The sequence below is a fragment of the Streptomyces sp. NPDC013317 genome (assembly GCF_055563155.1).
On the sequence record NZ_JBVHDX010000015.1, the window covers coordinates 81,577 to 99,892 of the forward strand.

Consider the following 18,316-nt stretch of genomic DNA (forward strand, 5'->3'; position numbering starts at 1 on the left):
GGCGATCGTGTGAAAGGAGGTCCTCTGGACGTGACGGGGCGTCGGGGGCTGAATAGCGTCGCTAAGGACCGAACACCCTTCGGACGCCTTACCCTTTCCCCCTTACCGACTTGGAGCTCTCGTGCACCGCAGACTTGTCGTTCCGAGCGCGCTCGCGGCCTCTCTCCTGCTGGCGATCCCGGCATCGGCCGCCGACTACGTTCCCGGCGCGTCGGGCATCGGCGACCCCTACTACCCGGCCAGTGGCAACGGCGGCTACGACGTCTCCCACTACGACCTGAGGCTGACCTACCAGCCCGCGACCGACCTCCTGGAAGGCACGGCGACGATCGTCGCCACCACGAAGCAGAACCTCTCCCGCTTCAACCTCGACCTCGGCCTGGAGGTCAGCGAGGTGCGGGTGAACGGCAGGAAGGCACGGTTCGCCAGGAGCGGCGAGCAGGAGCTGGTGATCACCCCGGCGACCCCGCTGGAGAAGAACCGTACGGTCTCGGTCGTCGTGCGGTACGCGGGCAAGCCCTCCGAGGTGAAGATCGGCGGCTGGACCGCCTGGCACCGCACCCCCGACGGCGGTGTGGCCGCCCAGGAGCCGGACTCGGCCGCCTGGTGGTTCCCGTCCAACGACCACCCCCTGGACAAGGCGACCTTCGACGTCTCGGTGGCCGTGCCGGACGGCACACAGGCGATCAGCAACGGCGTGCTGCAGTCGCAGTCCTCGCGGCTCGGCTGGACGCGCTACAACTGGCGGTCGAACAAGCCGCAGGCGACGTATCTGGCCACGCTTGCGGTGGGGAGGTTCGACATCACCACCGACACCACGGCCAACGGACTCCCGGTCCTCAACGCCTACAGCAAGGACCTCGGCGACAACGCTGGCGCGGCGCGGGCGTCGATCGAGCGCACGGCCGAGGTCACCGAGTGGCTGGAGGAGATCTTCGGGCCGTACCCCTTCAACGCGCTCGGCGGCTACGTCCCCAACGTGACCAGCGGCTACGCCCTGGAGACGCAGACCCGGCCGTTCTACAGCCCCCGGCAGTTCGCCAACGGGGCGAACGTGTCGGTGGTCGTCCACGAGCTGGCGCACCAGTGGTACGGCGACAGCGTCTCGGTCGACCACTGGAAGGACATCTGGGTCAACGAGGGCTTCGCCCGCTACAGCCAGTGGCTGTGGTCGGAGAAGGAAGGCGAGGGCACCGCCCAGGAGCTGGCGGACTACGTCTACGCGACGCGCACGGCGGAGGACCCCTTCTGGACCGTCAAGCCGGGCGACCCCGGGCCCGACAACCAGTTCCACATCGCCGTGTACGACCGGGGCGCGCTGGCGCTCCAGGCGCTGCGCAACGAGATCGGCGACGAGGACTTCTTCGCCGTCCTGAAGGGCTGGCCGACGGAGTTCCGGTACGGCAACGCCAAGGTCGCCGACTTCGTCGCGTACGCCGAGCGGGTCTCGGGCAAGCCCTTGGCCGAGCTCTTCGACACCTGGCTCTACCAGCCGGTCAAGCCGGCCACGTCGACGGCGGGCGGGACGGGGGCGTCGGCGCGGTCGGCCGCCGCGGGGCCCGCGGCGGCTTCCTCGGCCGCCTCCTCGGCTGCTGCCGCGTCCGAGCCGGTGCGGCCGAGGTCGTGGAAGAAGATCGCGGAGACGAACACGATCCACGAGCACTGACGCGCTGACCACAGGCGCTGACCACGAGCACTGAGCGCGCGGGCCGAGTGCGAGCACTGAGTGCGCGCGGGCGCGTCCCACCCCCGTTCCGGGGGCGGGGCGCGCCCCTCGCTCCGGATAGGCTCGTCGGCCGTACGGATACGGCAGGCGGGAGCGGACGGTGGCGGTGCAGGCGGAGCGGTACGGGGATCCGGCGGTACGGGAGGCCGTCGCGCGGCGGATCGAAGCGGAGTGGGGGCTCGAACTGCCCGACTCCTTCTTCCGGTTCACGGACTTCCTCGCCGCACTCGGCCCCGTCGAACGGCGCGCGCTGAACGACCTGGAGCTCTCCCCGTCCGGCGTGACGGACCTGTTCGCCGAGCCGTCGGAGCTCCCCCGGGAGGGCCTCGACATCCGGGTGCACGGGCGGTACTACCGCGATCCGCCGGAGTTCCTCACCTTCCTGCACGGGGGTTCCGACGGCCTGCACTTCGGCCTCTGGTCCGACGACGGGCGCGTGTGCGACGGGGTCGCCTCGTACTACACCCACGACGGCGACCAGATCCAGCGATGGCACCGCACCCCGCTGGAGGCCGTCCGGGCCCGGACCGAGGCGGCGCAGCGCGATCTCGCCGACTACGCGGCCGACGGGGACGAGGACGAGCTGGCACGCCTCGACGATCTCGGGCACCTGCGGACGGCGCTGACCGGCTTCGAGACCGGGGAGCGTACGGAGACCGGACTCGCCTACTCCGAGGCGTACGTGTTCCGCCGACGGCCCGTCGACACCGCCCGGATCACGACCATGGACGGCGCCGGGGCCCTGGTCTCCGGGGCGACGGCGCTGGACCGTCCGCCGCTGGGCGCTGCCGACGCGTACCGCTTCGGGTCCGCCATGGAGAAGCTCTTCGACGACGCCGAGGCGGTCCGGGAGGCCCGTGACGAGGCCCTGCGGCGAGTGGACGGCGGCGATCCGGCAGAGGCCCTGGCACTGGGCCGGGACCTGCACTGGGCCTCGTACGGCCGCGCGGAGCACGAGGCGTACGCCCACGAGCTGCTCACCGCGGCCTACCGGGAACTCGGCCGCCCGTCTCTCGCGGGCATCGCCGATGCCCACCACCGTCACCGGGGGCTGCCGAGCGTGGACGTCCTGCGATCCGGCCGCTGAGCGCGCTCCCGGGTGGCCGAGGGCGCCTTCCCCTCCGTCCTGGCCCGCCCGACCAGGCGTTACCCTCGACGCTGTCAGCACTGTCGTACCACCATGCCCGTGGGGAGCCAGCCTTGAGCGAAACGACGACCGGGACGCGCCCGACCCTGGAAGCCGTCGCCGCGCGCGCCGGGGTGTCCCGGGCGACGGTGTCCCGCGTCGTCAACGGCGGGGCGGGAGTGCGGGAGGCGCTCGCGGAGAAGGTGCGCGAGGCCGTCGAGGAGCTCGGGTACGTGCCCAACCACGCCGCGCGGACCCTGGTGACGCGGCGCAACGGCGCCGTAGCCGTGATCATCGCGGAGCCCGAGTTCCGGATCTTCTCCGACCCCTTCTTCGAGCAGCAGGTGCGTGGCATCAGCCGCGAACTGACCGCTCACGACGCCCAGTTGGTCCTGCTCTGGGTGGAGGGCCCGGGCGATCACGAGCGGATCGCGCGTTACCTCGGCGGCGGCCATGTCGACGGGGCGCTCGCCTTCTCGCTCCACAACGACGACCAGCTCCCGGAGATCGTCCGGCGCGCGCAGGTGCCCACGGTCTTCGGCGGGCGGCCCGGCTGGACGGGACCCGCGGACGAGCCGTCCGTCCCGTACGTCGACTGCGACAACCGCGGGGGCGCCCGCACCGCCGTGCGCCATCTCCGTTCGCTCGGCCGCCGGAGCATCGCGCACATCACCGGGCCGCGCGACCAGACCTCGGCACTCGACCGGCTCGACGGATACCGGGACGAACTGCCCGACGCCGACGCGGACCTGGTGGCCGAGGGTGCGTTCACGGAGGAGAGCGGCGCGCGCGCGATGACCGAACTGCTGCGCCGCCGCCCTGATCTGGACGCCGTCTTCGCCGCCAACGACCTGATGGCGTCGGGCGCGCTGCGCGTCCTGCGCGAGCACGGCCGGCGGGTCCCGCAGGACGTGGCGCTCGTCGGCTTCGACGACGTGCTCCCGGTGGCCGGGACGACCGACCCTCCTCTGACGACGGTCCGTCAGGACATCGAGGGAATGGGCCGGTTGATGGTGCGGCTGCTGATGCGGACGCTCGACGGCACGGGGGTCGCGGAGCCGGTGATCACCGAGACGCAGCTCGTCCGCCGGGACTCCGCCTGACCCGCCGACCAGGGTTCCGCCGTCTACGGCTCCTGAAGCGGGTGAACAAGTCCGGGCGTAGTCCGAGCTGTTACGCGTTCGACTCTTGACGGGAACCCACCCCGGCAGGCACGCTCCAGACGCATTCCTGAGAGCGCTCTCAAGACGGAGGCCTTACATGCCCACTGCCCGAGCCGCCAGAACGACCGCCGCCGTACGGATCGGCGCGGTCGTTCTCACCGGGGCCCTGCTCGCCGCCTGCGGATCCGGGGGATCCGACGGCTCCTCCGACAGCGCGGGCGGAAAGGTCACGATCACCGTCGACCTCTTCGGCTCGTTCGGCTACAAGGAGGCCGGGCTCTACGCCGCGTACGAGAAGCTGCACCCCAACGTGACGATCAAGCAGTCCGACACCGAGGACGAGCAGGACTACTGGAAGTCGCTCCAGACCCGGCTCGCCGGCGGGGGCGGGCTCGCCGACGTCCAGGGCATCGAGGTCGGCCGGATCGCCTCCGTCACCCAGCAGCAGTCGGACAAGTTCGAGGACCTGACGAAGTACGGCGCGGACGCGCTCAAGGGCGAGTTCGCGGAGGCCAAGTGGTCCGCCGCGACCACCAAGGACGGCAAGGTCCTGGGGCTCGGCACGGACGTCGGCCCGGAGGCCATGTGCTACCGCACGGACCTGTTCAAGCAGGCCGGCCTTCCCACGGACCGCGCCGAGCTGGCACAGAAGTGGTCCACCTGGGACGGTTACCTGGCGCTCGGCGAGCAGTACAAGGCCAAGGCCCCGGCCAAGAGCGCCTGGGTGGACAGCGTCGGCAGCCTGTACGCGGTCATGATCGGCCAGGAGAAGGAGCGGTACTACGACGCCTCCGGGAAGCTCGTCTACGCCGAAAGCCCCGCCGTGAAGAACGCGTGGGACACCTCGGCCAAGGCCGCCCAGGAGGGGCTCAGCGCCAAGCTCGACCAGTGGTCGCCGCAGTGGAACCAGGCGTTCTCGACCGGTTCCTTCGCGACACTTCCCTGCCCCGCGTGGATGCTGGGCTACATCAAGGGCCAGGCCGGTGACGCCGGCAAGGGCAAGTGGGACGTCGCCAAGCTGCCCGGCGGCGCCGGCAACTGGGGCGGTTCGTATCTCTCCGTACCGCGTGCGGCGAAGCACAAGAAGGAGGCGTACGAGCTGATCAAGTGGCTCACCGCCCCCGAGCAGCAGGCCACGCTCTTCACCAAGCAGGGGAACTTCCCCTCGTCCACGGGTGCCATCGCCAAGGTCGCGACGGCGACGGACCCGTACTTCTCGGGTGCGCCGATCGGCCAGATCTTCGGGGACGCGGCCAAGGCCGCGCCGGTCCAGGTGCTCGGGGTCCACGACAAGAACGTCGCCGACCAGATCACCAACGCGCTGAGCGAGGTGGAGCGCAAGGGGACCTCGCCCGACAAGGCGTGGTCCAACGCCCGGAAGGGCGTCGAGAACGCCGTCGGCTGACACCGGTGGGGGGTGTGGGCCCGGAACGCCCGAGGCCCCACACCCCCCGACCCCCCACCGCCCCGCCCGCCGGGGAAGCCGCCGCAGCGCGGCGCACCGCACCCGTTCATCCGACCCGAAGGGCCGCACCGTGACCCTGACCGCCTCCGGGCCGACGAAGGCGCCCGTACCGCCGTCGTCGGCCCGGTCCTCCGGACCGGCCCGCCGCCGCAGACGGTCCGCCCTCGTTCCGTACGCCTATCTCGCCCCCTTCTTCACCCTGTTCGCGGCGTTCGGTCTCTTCCCGCTGATCTACACCGCCTTCGTCTCGCTCTACCGCGTCGAGCTGCAGACCCCCGGCGAGATGGAGTGGCGCGGCTTCGGCAACTACGCGGCTCTGCTGACGGACGAGTTCTTCTGGACCGCGCTGCGCAACACCTTCACGATCGGTGTGCTCTCCACCGTGCCGCAGCTCGCGATGGCGCTCGGCCTGGCCCACCTGCTCAACTACAAGCTCCGCGGCCGGACGTTCTTCCGTACGGCGATGCTGCTGCCGTACGCGACCTCCGTCGCCGCCGCCACCCTCGTCTTCGCGCAGCTCTTCGGGCACGACTACGGGCTCGTCAACTACGGTCTCTCACTGGTCGGTCTCGACCCGGTCGACTGGCAGAACGGCACGCTCGCCTCGCAGATCGCCGTCTCCTCGATCGTGATCTGGCGCTGGACGGGCTACAACGCCCTGATCTACCTGGCGGGCATGCAGTCCATCCCCGCCGAGCTGTACGAGGCGGCGGAGGTGGACGGGGCTTCCCGCTGGCGGCAGTTCTTCCACGTCACCCTGCCCGGTCTGCGTCCCACGATCGTGTTCACCACCGTCGTCTCCACGATCGGCGCGACCCAGCTCTTCGGTGAGCCGCTGCTCTTCGAGGGGTCCATATCGGGCGGCATCTCCCACCAGTACCAGACGCTCGGTCTCTATCTGTACGAACAGGGCTGGGGGTTCTTCCACCTCGGACGCGCCGCCGCCATCGCCTGGCTGATGTTCCTGCTCATCCTCGTCCTCGTCGGGGTCAACGCCCTGATCGTGCGCCGCCGTTCACGGAAGGAGGGCCGGGCATGACCACGCGTGTCGCCGGCCGTACGGGCCGCGGAGGCCGGATCACGTACGCGATCCTGATCCTCGCCGTCCTCGTCTCCGCCTTCCCGTTCTACTGGACGATCGTCGCCGCGAGCCGTTCGAACGCCGATCTCGCGCAGGTGCCGCCGACGCTGCTGCCCGGGCCGAACCTCTTCCGCAACTTCGAGGCGGTGATGGAGGAGGCGGACATCGGCAAGGCGCTCTTCAACTCCCTCGTGGTCTCCGGCTCCATCACTGTCGGCACGGTGCTCTGCTGCACGCTGGCCGGGTTCGCCTTCGCCAAACTGCGCTTCCGCGGCCGGGGCGCGCTGCTCGCGATCACCGTCGGCACGATGATGATCCCGCCGCAGCTCGGAGTGATCCCGCTCTTCATGCTGATCGCGGAACTGGGGTGGGTGAACCAGCTGCAGTCGGTCATCCTGCCGGGACTCGTCTCGGCCTTCGGGGTGTTCTTCATGCGCCAGTTCCTGGTCCAGGCCCTGCCGGACGAGCTGATCGAGGCAGCCCGGGTCGACGGGGCCTCCTCGGCACGGATCTTCTGGTCGATCGTGGTGCCCGTGGCCCGCCCCGGAATGGCCGTGCTCGGGCTGCTCACCTTCATGGCCGCGTGGAACGACTTCTTCTGGCCGATCATCGCGCTCTCCTCGCAGGAGCCGACCGTGCAGGTCGCGCTCCGCCAGCTCGGCGGCGGGTATGTCCACGACCAGTCCGTGATCATGGCGGGCACCCTGCTGGGCACGCTGCCCGTGCTGCTCGTCTTCGGCCTGCTGGGCCGGCAGATCGTGGGCGGCATCATGCAGGGTGCCGTCAAGGGCTGAAGCGCTCCCCCGCCCCCGCTTCCCGACCCGCGCTCCCCCAACTGGGCCTCCCCGCCCGGGCTCCCCCACCGACGCCTCCCCGTCCGGCGCCTCCCCGTCCGGGCGTCCCCGCCCGGGCTCCTCCCCCGCTCCGCCCGGGCTCGCCCGCCCGGACCGCCGCCCGGCCTCCGCCCCGCACGGGCCGGCCGGCCGACTCGGGCAGCTCTCTCCTTGTCTCCCTCTCACTGGAGGTCTCCGTCCATGAACGCTCTCTTCCCCGACGGCTTCCGCTGGGGCGCGGCGACAGCCGCCTACCAGATCGAGGGCGCCGCCGCCGAGGACGGCCGCACCCCGTCCATCTGGGACACCTTCAGCCGCACGCCGGGCAAGGTGCGCAACGGCGACACCGGTGACATCGCCGCCGACCACTACCACCGGGTGCGCGAGGACGTGGCTCTGATGAAGGAGCTGGGCCTCACGGACTACCGCTTCTCCCTCTCCTGGACCCGGATCCAGCCGACGGGCCGCGGCCCGGCCGTCCAGAAGGGCCTCGACTTCTACCGCGGGCTGGCCGACGAACTGCTCGACGCCGGAATCCGGCCGGTCGCCACGCTCTACCACTGGGATCTCCCCCAGGAGCTCGAGGACGCGGGAGGCTGGCCGGAGCGTACGACGGCGGAGCGCTTCGCCGAGTACGCGGGGCTCGCCGCCGAGGCGCTGGGCGACCGGGTCACCACCTGGACGACCCTCAACGAACCCTGGTGCTCCGCCTTCCTCGGCTACGGCTCCGGTGTCCACGCGCCGGGCCGCACCGACGACGCGGCCGCTCTGCGCGCCGCGCACCACCTCAATCTGGCCCACGGCCTCGCCGCCGGCGTCCTGCGCGCGGCCGTCCCCGCCTCGGCGGAGGTCTCGCTGACGCTCAACCTCCACGCGATCAGGCCGCTGTCCGACGCGCCCGAGGACCAGGACGCGGCCCGCCGTATCGACGCCGTCGGCAACCGGATCTTCCTCGACCCGGTCTTCCACGGCCGTCTCCCCGCCGATCTGGTCGAGGACACCGCCGGAATCACGGACTGGTCCTTCGTCCGGGACGGCGATCTGGCGGCGATCGCCACGCCCATCGACTCGCTGGGGATCAACTACTACTCCCCCTCCGTCGTCGGCGCCGGCGTCTCGGAGTCCCCCTCGCCCTGGCCGGGCGCGCCGGAGCGGGTGCGGTTCGTTCCGGCGCCGGGACCGCGCACCGCGATGGACTGGCCGGTGGACGCGGACGGGCTGTACGAGCTGCTCGTCCGGCTCCGTGACGAGCTGCCGGAGGTGCCGCTGCTGATCACCGAGAACGGCGCCGCATACGACGACTACGCCGACCCGGAGGGCGAGGTCCACGACCCGGAGCGGGTGGCGTACCTCGACGCCCATCTCGCGGCCGCACACCGCGCGATCGCCGACGGTGCGGACGTGCGGGGGTACTTCCTCTGGTCGCTGCTGGACAACTTCGAGTGGGCGTACGGCTACGGCAAGCGGTTCGGGATGGTGCACGTGGACTTCGCGAGCCAGCGCCGTACGCCGAAGGACAGCGCGCGCTGGTACGCGGAGGTGATCAGGCGCGGAGGTCTGGCCCGGTGAGCCGGACCCTCGCCCGGGCCTTCGTACGGGCCTCCCGCCGCGCCTTGCTCGCCAGGGGCAGGTAACGCAGCCGCTCGGGGAGTACGGGCACCACGGCCCGTACCACCCGGGTGAAGCGGCGCAGCCGCCGCTCCTGCTCGTCGGTCCACTCCAGGCCGAGGGCCTCGCGGGCGTCCGGCGGCATCAGACCGACGGTGACGAAGGAGCGGAACCGGGTGTACCGGGGCATGATCACCGGCCAGAGCGCCCTGAGGAGCAGCCGTAGCGGCAGGGGTCCTCGGTCGGGTGGCGGGATCTCCTGGTCGGCGGCGACCAGCTCGCGGACGACGGGAGTGGCCTCCACCTCCTCGGCGAGCATCGTGCGGTAGTACGGCCAGAACTCCTCGATCGTCGGGGGCATGTCACGGTCTTGGATGCCGAGGATGCGGCCGACCTGGAGCCACTCGGCGTAGAGCTGCCGTTCCTGCGCCTCGGTGAGCGGGCGGGCGAGGTAGCGCCGGCCGTAGTGGAACACCGGGAACCCGGTGGCGTGCACCCAGGCGTAGGTGGCGGGGGTGAGCGCGTGGTAGGGGCGGCCGCGGGTGTCGGTTCCCTGGATGGTCCGGTGGATCCGCCGGACCCGGCGGCCTTCCTCGATCGCCGCCTCGCCGCCGTACACCCAGAGCTGCAGGGAGCGCAGCGAGCGCTCGCCACGGCCCCAGGGGTCGGTGCGGAAGACGGAGTACTGGTCCACGCCGGCGCCGACGGCGGGGTGGGCGACCTGCAGCGTGAACGCGGCGGGCAGCATCAGCAGCCCCCGGATGTCTCCCGCCATCCCCCAGAGGACTCCGCCGACGGGCGGCGGCGCGGGAGCCGCGGGCGTATCGGAGTCCGCCCGGCGACCAGTCGCGCCGGTCGCCGTCTCGGCGGCCTCGCGGGCGTCCTTCGGTCCGGTCCCGCCGGTCCCGCCGGTCGCCCCGGTCGTGCCGGTCGTGCCGGTCGCCGTCTCGGCGGCCTCGCGGGCGTCCTTCGGTCCGGTCACGTGCGCACTCTCCTCACGTTCTCAGCCTGCCTCGGTCGGGACACTGCGGCAAAGGCCCAAAAGTCCGGGGCCGTGCGCCGGGCCGAGGCCCGGGGCACGGCCCCGATCTGGTGGTGCGTGCGTACGTCAGCCGCGGTCGGCGCCGACCGGCTCGCCGACGATGCGGCCGGCCAGGGCGCGGGCCCAGGCGTCGACGTCGGCGGAGAGCTCGCGCTCGGCGGCGGCGCGCTCGCCGGCGATGCGCTCGGTGCCGGCGGCGAGGATGGCCTCGCGCTCGCGGATGCCCTCGGCGCGGGCGGCGGCGATGGCGGCCGCGCCCTCCTCGGTCGCCTGGGAACGGATGCGGGCCGCCTCGTGGCGGGCCTCGGCCAGCTCGGCCTCGTACTGCTCGCGGATTCGCGTGGCCTCGGCGCGCAGGTCGTCGGCGCGCCCGGTGCCGCCGGCGATGGCGTCCTCGCGCTGGGCGAGGGTGCGGTTGATCTTCGGCAGGATGCCCTTCGCCAGGATCAGGAAGGTGAGGGCGAACAGGACCACGCCGAGGATCAGCTCAGCCGTGACCGGGTTGAGCGGACCAAGGTCCATGTCGAAGATCGTCGAATTCTGCGCGAGGGTCATGCGCGCATGGTACCCGCTCGAAGCTGGCGCCCTTTCCCCGGGTGCCGCTCGCGGTGACCGCTCATGCTGACATGACCGCGCAAGATTCCCGGCACCCAATGGCTACCGCAAGGTAACTACGGCTGATTTGATGTGCGGCGCCGCTCCAACCCCCCACCTACTGAGGGAGTTTACGTGCCGCTCGCCGCACACCGCCGTGCCTCCGGCGCCGCCCTGTCCCTGGCGCTCGCCGCCGCGACCCTGGCCACCGCAGCGCCGTCGGCCTCGGCCGCCGAAGCCCCGCGCCTGAAGGTGCTCACCTACAACGCCTTCCTCTTCAGCAAGACGCTCTACCCGAACTGGGGCCAGGACCACCGGGCCAAGGCGATACCCGCCGCCTCCTTCTACCAGGGCCACGACGTCGTCGTGATCCAGGAGGCTTTCGACAACTCCTCCTCGGACGCCCTCAAGGCGAACTCTGCCGCCCAGTACCCGTACCAGACGCCGGTCATGGGCCGCAGCAAGACGGGCTGGGACGCGACCAGCGAGGCCTACTCGGCCACGACGCCGGAGGACGGCGGCGTGACGATCCTCAGCAAGTGGCCGATCGTCCGCAAGGAACAGTACGTCTACAAGGACGCCTGCGGCGCCGACTGGTACTCGAACAAGGGCTTCGTCTACACCGTCCTCGACGTGAACGGCAGCAGGGTCCACGTCGTGGGCACCCACGCCCAGTCCACGGACCCGGGCTGCTCGGCGGGCGAGGCGGCGCAGATGCGCAGCCGGCAGTTCAAGGCGATGGACGCGTTCCTCGACGGCAAGAACATCCCGGCGAACGAGCAGGTCATCGTGGCCGGCGACATGAACGTCGACTCCCGGACGCCCGAGTACGGGACGATGCTCGCCGACGCGGGCCTGGCCGGGGCGGACGCCCGCACGGGCCACCCGTACTCCTTCGACACCGAGCTGAACTCGATCGCCTCCGAGCGCTACCCGGACGACCCGCGCGAGGACCTCGACTACGTTCTGTACCGCTCGGGCAACGCGCGCCCGGCGAACTGGACGAACAACGTGGTCCTGGAGCAGAGCGCGCCCTGGACGGTCTCCAGCTGGGGCACGCGCTACACGTACACCAACCTGAGCGACCACTACCCGGTCACCGCGTTCTGAACGGCCTGACCCGCTCCCCCTCGGCCCGCCGCGCCTCCGTGCGTCGGCGGGCCGAGTGCGTCACCGCCCCTAGGCGGTGTGCTGAAAGTGGACCCTGGGCTGGATGACACGGTTCACGGGTCGGGGAGATCGTACGGACGCGCAGAGGGCGGTGCTGGGGCCGCTGTAGCCGAAGGGCGCCGGGGCGGGGCGCCCACCACCTGTCCGGCCTCGGCGGCAGCTATCGACGGCATACGGTTCGAGAGCTGCGGCGACTAGAAGAACGTCATGTCCCAGTCGCCGGAGATCAGGGCCCGCACGGCTTCCTCGAACCCGTGCGCGACCCGTTGAACTCCTGCGTCACCACCCAGGACGATGTCACCGTTCTCCGCGAGGAGAACCACCTCCTCGGTCGAGAGGGCGATGCCCACCGGCAGGGCGGACATTCCCAGACGCCTCTCGAAAGAGCGCACGTACGCCGGGAACGCCCCCACGGCCTCCCCGACGGAGATCGTCAGCGACGCCTCGTCCCCGGTGACGTGCGATGGCCAGAAGACCGTCGTCTCGCCGTACGTCCCGAGGAACTCCACGAGCTCGTCGGTGACGTCGAAACCCGCCTCCCGGTAGGTCAGGCGGGCCGCCTCGACGTCCACGGGACCGCACTCGACACGCGAGGCAGCGGCGAACGACCTGACGAGGGACTCCTCCCTCGCTCTGCTCTGCTCGTCACTCACCCGTTGCGCACTTTTCTGGCCGTGCCGGGTCCCGACGTCTCGGAGTCGTCACACACGGGGAATCCCTTGCCCTCTTGATTGCCGGTCACGGCCTAGTACCCGTACACGTGGATCTGGGAGTAGGCCCAGAGCCCGACGATCCCGGCGACGCAGAGCACCACCACCCAGGAGCCGAGGCTCGTATGGCGTCTTCTGGCCGGGCGGGGGCCGGTGGACTTGGTCGGGCGCCCGGCGCGGCGGGGGCGTTGGGCGCGGGCCGGGCGTCCGGTGCGGGCCGGGCGTCCGGTGCGGGCCCGGGAAGGGGCCGGCGGGTCCGCGGCGGCGACGTCGGCGAGCAGACGACGACAGACCGCCGCCAGCTCCGCCGTCCCGGTGGAGAGGTCGACCACGATCTCCGAGCGCGCCGGCGCCGTGGTGCCACCGTCCAGGAGGCGCCCGGCGCGCAGCCGGGCCTGGTTCCTGCCACCGGTCGGGGCCAGGCTGATCCAGCGCTCGACGTGGTCGCCCCGGATCACGACCCCACCGCCGCGCTCCCGGTACACGGTGTGTTCACGCCACAGGACTCCGGCCAACTCCGTTGCCGTCTCCCTGAGTTCCGCGTACATGACCCTCCCCAGTCATTCATCCCCGAATTCGAACAAGCACGTGACTCTAGCGGCAGGTACACGCCAGACCACGCGCGGGTCGGAGGCCGGACCCGTACGACCGCCTACGCGTCGAAGTCGTACACGGCGACCGGTATCCCCCGCGCCGTGAGCCGCTCGGTGATCAGCGGCTCCACCAGCGACCACTTCCCGCCGGCCAGCCCGCAGCCGATCCGGGGCATGTGCACGGAGGCCCCCAACTCCTCCGCCTTCCCCGCGAGCAGGCCGAGCGCCGCGTCGATCGCCTCGTACCGCACGGGCGCCCCGGCGCTCCGGCCGGCGCGCATCCCGCGCTGGCCGACCAGGTTGGCCACCCAGACGTACGGTCCGACCTGAACGAACTGGGCCGCGCCCAGCGCGAAGTCGTTCCGCGCGCGCTCCCGGTGCCAGCGGCGGTAGGCCGCCTCCGGCTCCGGCCAGCGGCGTGACACCGCCAGGACGAAACCCTTGCCCCAGCCGCCCAGGTCGTTGCAGACATGCGCGATGATCTTGACGCCCTTGCCCTGCGGCGCGGTGGCGTCCCCCCGTACGTACACGATCCCCGACATGCGTTCACCGTAGAGGTCACCACCGACATCGGTCGCACGCTTTTACATCGCTGGTGAGACAGCAATACTGTTGCACCGAGGGACGGCACGTCAGGCACGGCACCGGAAGCGAGGCACCTCCAGATGGCCACCGAGACCGAGGCGCAGCCCGAGCAGCCCGAGCAGGCGCCGACGTTCACCGTCGACGAGCTGGCCGCCCGGGCGGGGGTCACCGTGCGGACCGTCCGCTTCTACAGCACCAAGGGGCTGCTGCCCCCGCCGGCCATCGGTCCGCGCCGCGTCGGACAGTACGGGCCCGGACACCTGTCCCGCCTGGCCCTGATCGAGGAACTCCAGCGACAGGGGATGACTCTCGCGGCCATCGAACGCTATCTGCACCAGCTGCCGCCCGACCTCAGCGAGCGGGACCTGGCCGTCCACCGGGCACTGATCGCCGCCTGGGCGCCCGAGTCCGCCGAGGAGATCACCCGGCGCGAGCTGGAGCGGCGCGCCGGACGGGGGCTGACCGACGAGGACGTCGACCGCCTCGCGGCCATGGGCGTCCTCGACCGGGGCACCGACCCCGACGTCTTCCGGCTCGACGCCTCGCTGCTGCGGCTCGGCGTCGAGCTGCTCGACGTTCCCATCGCCCACGAGACGATCCTGGCCTCGCGCACCGTCCTGCTGGAGCACGCGCGCATGGCGGCCCAGGAACTGTCCCGCCTCTTCCGCGAGGAGGTCTGGAACCCCTACCGGGAGCGGGCCGAGGACCCGGACCACCTCGCCGCGATGAAGTCGCTCTCCGCGCACATGCAGCCCATGGTGATCCAGGCCCTCGTGACGGCCTTCCAGCGTTCCCTCCGGGAGGAGCTGCGGGAGGCGTTCGGCACGGAGACGGCGGCGGGGACGGACTCGGACGTACCCGGCCGATAGGCGCACCGCCGACGAGCGGACGCCGATCCTGTCGTCCCTGTATGCCGATCTCACGTGCGCCCCGCCACGCGTTCACGGTAGGGGGCGATGGTGGAGGAAAGCACGGGAGTGTCCGCCCGGCAGTGGGCCTGGGCTGTGGCGGGGGTCGTGACGGCAGGGGGTGCGTCGGTCTTCGGGCTCATGCTCGCCCCGGTCCTGGGCGGGGCCTCCGTCTCACACCGCGTCGCTCCGTCCCAGGCCCCACGCGAGGCGGGCCCGGTGCACCGCCCGATCGGGGGATCGGGGCGGTGCGCCGGGGCCGCTCAGCGGTGCGCGGACGTCACGCGTCCGTGAACACCTCGCCCCGCTCCGCCTTCTCCACCAGCAGCGCCGGCGGCTGGAAGCGCTCGCCGTACTTCTCCGCCAGCTCACGCGCGCGTGCCACGAAGCCGGGCAACCCGCCCTCGTAGCCGTTGATGTACTGGAGCACACCACCGGTCCAGGCGGGGAAGCCGATGCCCATGACGGAGCCGATGTTCGCGTCGGCGACCGAGGTCAGGACGTTCTCCTCCAGGCAGCGGACCGAGTCCAGCGCCTCGGAGAAGAGCATCCGCTCCTTCATGTCCTCGAAGGGGATGTGGACGTCGGGCCGCGTGAAGTGCTCACGGAGTCCGGGCCAGAGGCCGACCCGCTTGCCGGTCTCGTCGTACGTGTAGAAGCCCGCGCCCCCGCTGCGTCCCGTGCGCCCGAACTCGTCGACCAGACGGTCGATCACCGCGTCCGCGGGGTGCCCGGCCCAGGTGCCGCCGGCCTCCTCGATCGCGCGCCGCGTCTCGTTCCGGATCTTCCGGGGCAGCGTGAGGGTCAGCTCGTCCATCAGGGAGAGCACCTTGGCGGGGTAGCCGGCCTGCGCGGCCGCCTGCTCGACGGAGGCGGGGTCGGCGCCCTCGCCGACCATCGCCACGCCCTCGTTGATGAACTGGCCGATCACCCGGGAGGTGAAGAAGCCGCGCGAGTCGTTGACGACGATCGGGGTCTTCTTGATCTGCCGCACCAGGTCGAAGGCGCGGGCCAGTGCCTCGTCACCGGTGCGCTCGCCCTTGATGATCTCCACCAGCGGCATCTTGTCGACCGGCGAGAAGAAGTGCAGTCCGATGAAGTCGACCGGACGGGAGACGCCCTCGGCGAGCACGGTGATCGGCAGGGTGGAGGTGTTGGAGCAGAGCAGCGCGTCGGGCTCGACGATGTCCTGGATCTCCTCGAAGACCTTGTGCTTGAGCGCGGTGTCCTCGAAGACGGCCTCGATCACCGCGTCGCAGCCCGCCAGGTCGGCCGGGTCGGCGGTCGGGGTGATCCGGGCGAGCAGCTCGTCGGCCTTCTGCTGGGTGGTCCGGCCGCGGGAGACGGCCTTGGCGCACAGCTTCTCGGAGTAGCCCTTGCCCTTGGCCGCCGCCTCCGCCGTGACGTCCTTGAGGACGACCTCGATGCCCGCGCGGGCGCAGGAGTACGCGATGCCGGCGCCCATCATGCCCGCGCCGAGGACGGCGACCTTGCGGACGGGGCGCGGCTCGACGCCCCGGGGACGGTTGGCGCCGGAGTTGACGGCCTGGAGGTCGAAGAAGAAGGCCTGGATCATGTTCTTCGCCGTCTGGCCGGTGACCAGCTCGGTGAAGTAGCGGGCCTCGATGGTGAGCGCGGTCTCGAAGTCGACCTGGGAGCCTTCGACGGCGCAGGCGAGGATGTTGCGCGGGGCCGGGTAGGGCGCGCCGTTCAGCTGCTTCTTCAGGTTGGCCGGGAAGGCCGGCAGGTTGGCGGCGAACCGGGGGTTCGACGGCGTTCCGCCGGGGATCTTGTACCCCTTGACGTCCCAGGGCTGCTGCGACTCGGGGTGCGTGTCGATGAAGGCGCGCGCCTTGGCGAGCATCTCCTCGGGAGTGCCGGCGACCTCGTGGACGAGGCCGTTCTCCAGGGCGCGCTGCGGGGAGTACTGGGTGCCCTGCAGCAGCACCTTCAGCAGCGCGTCGGCGATGCCCATGAGGCGTACGGTACGGGTGACGCCGCCGCCCGCCGGGAGGAGGCCGAGCGTGACCTCGGGCAGGCCGATCTTGGAGCCGGGCGCGTCGAGCGCCACGCGGTGGTGCGAGGCGAGGGCGATCTCGTAGCCGCCGCCGAGGGCCGCCCCGTTGATGGCCGCGACGACCGGCTTGCCGAGCGTCTCGATGCGGCGCAGCGAGCGCTTGATCTCGGTGCCGGTGTCGAAGGCGATCCGCGCGTCCTCGGGGCGCAGCCGGATCATGTCCTTGAGGTCGCCGCCCGCGAAGAAGGTCTTCTTCGCGGAGGTGTAGATGATGCCGCGGATGGAGTCCTTCTCGGCCTCGGCGCGGTCGGCGATCGCCGCGATCGAGTCCTTGAACGCCTGGTTCATGGTGTTCGCGGACTGGTTCGGGTCGTCGAGGACGAGGGTGACGACACCGGACTCGTCCTGCTCCCAGCGGATGGTGGTGCTCTCGCTCATGGTGGTGTCTTTCGAAGATGGGAAGGGACGGACGGTCAGACGCGCTCGACGACGGTGGCGATGCCCATGCCGCCGCCGACGCACAGCGTGGCCAGGCCGTAGCGCTTGTCCTGGCGCTCCAGCTCGTCGATGAGGGTGCCGAGGATCATCGCGCCGGTCGCGCCGAGGGGGTGGCCGAGCGCGATCGCGCCACCGTTGACGTTGACCTTGTCCAGGCTGATGCCCATGTCCTTGACGAAGCGGAGCACGACGCCGGCGAAGGCCTCGTTGATCTCGACGAGGTCGATGTCGTCCATCGTGAGGCCCGCCTTGGCGAGCGCCTTGCGGGTGGCTGGCGCGGGGCCGGTGAGCATGATCGTCGGCTCGGAGCCGGAGACGGCGGCGGCGACGATACGGGCGCGGGGGGTCAGCCCGTACCGCTCGCCGACCTCCTTGGAGCCGATGGCGACGAGCGAGGCGCCGTCGACGATGCCGGAGGAGTTGCCAGCGTGGTGGACGTGGTCGATCTTCTCCACCCAGTGGTACTTCTGCAGCGCGACCGCGTCGAAGCCGCCCATCTCGCCGATGGTGGCGAAGGAGGGCTTGAGGGCGGCGAGCGAGTCGGCGGTGGTGCCGGGGCGCATGAACTCGTCGTGGTCGAGGACGAGCAGGCCACTGTGGCGGTCCCTGACGGGGACGACGGAGCGGTCGAAGCGGCCGTCCTTCCAGGCGGCCGCGGCGCGCTCCTGGGAGAGCGCGGCGTACTCGTCGACGTCGCGGCGGGAGAAGCCTTCGATGGTGGCGATGAGGTCGGCGCCGATGCCCTGGGGCACGAAGCCGGTCTCGTAATTGGTCATCGGGTCGGCGAACCAGGCGCCGCCGTCGGAGGCCATCGGGACGCGGGACATGGACTCGACGCCACCGGCGAGGACGAGGTCCTCCCAGCCCGAGCGGACCTTCATCGCGGCCATGTTGACGGCTTCGAGACCGGAGGCACAGAAGCGGTTCTCCTGCACACCGGCGACGGTGTCGGGGAGACCCGCGGCGATGGCGGCGATCCGGGCGATGTCGGAGCCCTGGTCGCCGACCGGGCCGACGACGCCGAGCACGATGTCGTCGATCGCCGCCGGGTCGAGTCCGGGGAACCGGGCCCGGATCTCGTGGATGAGTCCGACGACCAGGTCGATGGGCTTGGTGCCGTGCAGGGCGCCGTTGGCCTTGCCGCGGCCGCGCGGGGTGCGGATCGCGTCGTACACGTACGCTTCGGTGCTCACGAGA

The 18,316-nt window shown here is 71.4% G+C and carries 16 protein-coding genes; 9 read left to right on the forward strand and 7 right to left on the reverse strand.

Annotation, left to right across the window (positions count from 1 at the left end; genetic code table 11):
- Positions 1 to 121: 121 nt before the first annotated feature.
- From ACZ3IJ_RS30485 to ACZ3IJ_RS30515, 7 genes are all read left to right on the forward strand, one after another.
- Entirely contained in the window at positions 122 to 1,666 is a 1,545-nt protein-coding gene (locus tag ACZ3IJ_RS30485; protein ID WP_467473364.1) for a M1 family metallopeptidase, read from the forward strand.
- 160 nt (positions 1,667 to 1,826) lie between these two features.
- Positions 1,827 to 2,813 (forward strand): hypothetical protein, encoded by a 987-nt coding sequence (locus tag ACZ3IJ_RS30490; RefSeq protein WP_467473367.1) that lies wholly within the window; start codon positions 1,827 to 1,829, stop codon positions 2,811 to 2,813.
- Between the two features lie 113 nt (positions 2,814 to 2,926).
- The gene (locus ACZ3IJ_RS30495; protein ID WP_467473369.1) at positions 2,927 to 3,955 is read left to right on the forward strand and encodes a LacI family DNA-binding transcriptional regulator; all 1,029 of its coding nucleotides are present in this window, start codon (positions 2,927 to 2,929) and stop codon (positions 3,953 to 3,955) included.
- A 157-nt stretch (positions 3,956 to 4,112) separates the two neighbouring features.
- Positions 4,113 to 5,420, forward strand: a complete 1,308-nt coding sequence (locus ACZ3IJ_RS30500; RefSeq protein ID WP_467473371.1) for an ABC transporter substrate-binding protein — start codon at positions 4,113 to 4,115, stop codon at positions 5,418 to 5,420.
- Between the two features lie 130 nt (positions 5,421 to 5,550).
- Complete coding sequence (locus ACZ3IJ_RS30505; protein ID WP_467473373.1) at positions 5,551 to 6,519, forward strand: carbohydrate ABC transporter permease; 969 nt, start codon at positions 5,551 to 5,553, stop codon at positions 6,517 to 6,519.
- Positions 6,516 to 7,355 carry a carbohydrate ABC transporter permease gene (locus tag ACZ3IJ_RS30510; RefSeq protein WP_352186210.1) on the forward strand — a complete coding sequence of 280 codons (840 nt, stop codon included), beginning with the start codon at positions 6,516 to 6,518 and terminating at the stop codon, positions 7,353 to 7,355. Before ACZ3IJ_RS30505 ends, ACZ3IJ_RS30510 begins: the two co-directional genes overlap by 4 nt.
- Positions 7,356 to 7,595: 240 nt before the next feature.
- The gene (locus tag ACZ3IJ_RS30515) at positions 7,596 to 8,963 is read left to right on the forward strand and encodes a GH1 family beta-glucosidase (protein WP_467473374.1); all 1,368 of its coding nucleotides are present in this window, start codon (positions 7,596 to 7,598) and stop codon (positions 8,961 to 8,963) included.
- Here ACZ3IJ_RS30515 and ACZ3IJ_RS30520 read toward each other — a convergent pair.
- Entirely contained in the window at positions 8,938 to 9,777 is an 840-nt protein-coding gene (locus tag ACZ3IJ_RS30520) for an oxygenase MpaB family protein (RefSeq protein WP_467473541.1), read from the reverse strand. The two genes, ACZ3IJ_RS30515 and ACZ3IJ_RS30520, sit on opposite strands and share 26 nt — an antisense overlap.
- Before the next feature lie 333 nt (positions 9,778 to 10,110).
- Positions 10,111 to 10,599 carry a F0F1 ATP synthase subunit B family protein gene (locus ACZ3IJ_RS30525; RefSeq protein ID WP_391796730.1) on the reverse strand — a complete coding sequence of 163 codons (489 nt, stop codon included), beginning with the start codon at positions 10,597 to 10,599 and terminating at the stop codon, positions 10,111 to 10,113.
- Positions 10,600 to 10,773: 174 nt separating this feature from the next.
- Between ACZ3IJ_RS30525 and sph the strand changes: the two genes are divergently transcribed.
- Positions 10,774 to 11,748 (forward strand): sphingomyelin phosphodiesterase, encoded by a 975-nt coding sequence (sph, locus tag ACZ3IJ_RS30530; protein ID WP_467473376.1) that lies wholly within the window; start codon positions 10,774 to 10,776, stop codon positions 11,746 to 11,748.
- 254 nt (positions 11,749 to 12,002) lie between these two features.
- Here sph and ACZ3IJ_RS30535 read toward each other — a convergent pair whose 3' ends face one another.
- The 3 genes from ACZ3IJ_RS30535 to ACZ3IJ_RS30545 all read right to left on the reverse strand — a co-directional run bounded on the left by ACZ3IJ_RS30535 (position 12,003) and on the right by ACZ3IJ_RS30545 (position 13,653).
- Positions 12,003 to 12,461, reverse strand: a complete 459-nt coding sequence (locus ACZ3IJ_RS30535; RefSeq protein ID WP_467473380.1) for an SUKH-3 domain-containing protein — start codon at positions 12,459 to 12,461, stop codon at positions 12,003 to 12,005.
- 92 nt (positions 12,462 to 12,553) lie between these two features.
- Entirely contained in the window at positions 12,554 to 13,066 is a 513-nt protein-coding gene (locus tag ACZ3IJ_RS30540) for a hypothetical protein (protein ID WP_467473383.1), read from the reverse strand.
- Between the two features lie 104 nt (positions 13,067 to 13,170).
- On the reverse strand, positions 13,171 to 13,653 hold the full coding sequence (locus ACZ3IJ_RS30545) for a macro domain-containing protein (protein WP_467473387.1): 483 nt from the start codon (positions 13,651 to 13,653) through the stop codon (positions 13,171 to 13,173).
- Positions 13,654 to 13,776: 123 nt separating this feature from the next.
- On the opposite strand from ACZ3IJ_RS30545, the gene ACZ3IJ_RS30550 reads away from it, so the two are divergent.
- Positions 13,777 to 14,565: a MerR family transcriptional regulator gene (locus ACZ3IJ_RS30550; RefSeq protein ID WP_467473390.1), complete on the forward strand. Its 789-nt coding sequence runs from the start codon at positions 13,777 to 13,779 to the stop codon at positions 14,563 to 14,565.
- Positions 14,566 to 14,884: 319 nt separating this feature from the next.
- Here the strand turns inward: ACZ3IJ_RS30550 and ACZ3IJ_RS30555 are convergent, their stop codons facing one another.
- Both ACZ3IJ_RS30555 and ACZ3IJ_RS30560 read right to left on the reverse strand, forming a co-directional pair.
- Positions 14,885 to 17,059, reverse strand: a complete 2,175-nt coding sequence (locus ACZ3IJ_RS30555; protein WP_467473393.1) for a 3-hydroxyacyl-CoA dehydrogenase NAD-binding domain-containing protein — start codon at positions 17,057 to 17,059, stop codon at positions 14,885 to 14,887.
- A 35-nt stretch (positions 17,060 to 17,094) separates the two neighbouring features.
- Complete coding sequence (locus ACZ3IJ_RS30560; RefSeq protein ID WP_467473396.1) at positions 17,095 to 18,312, reverse strand: acetyl-CoA C-acetyltransferase; 1,218 nt, start codon at positions 18,310 to 18,312, stop codon at positions 17,095 to 17,097.
- Positions 18,313 to 18,316: the final 4 nt, after the last annotated feature.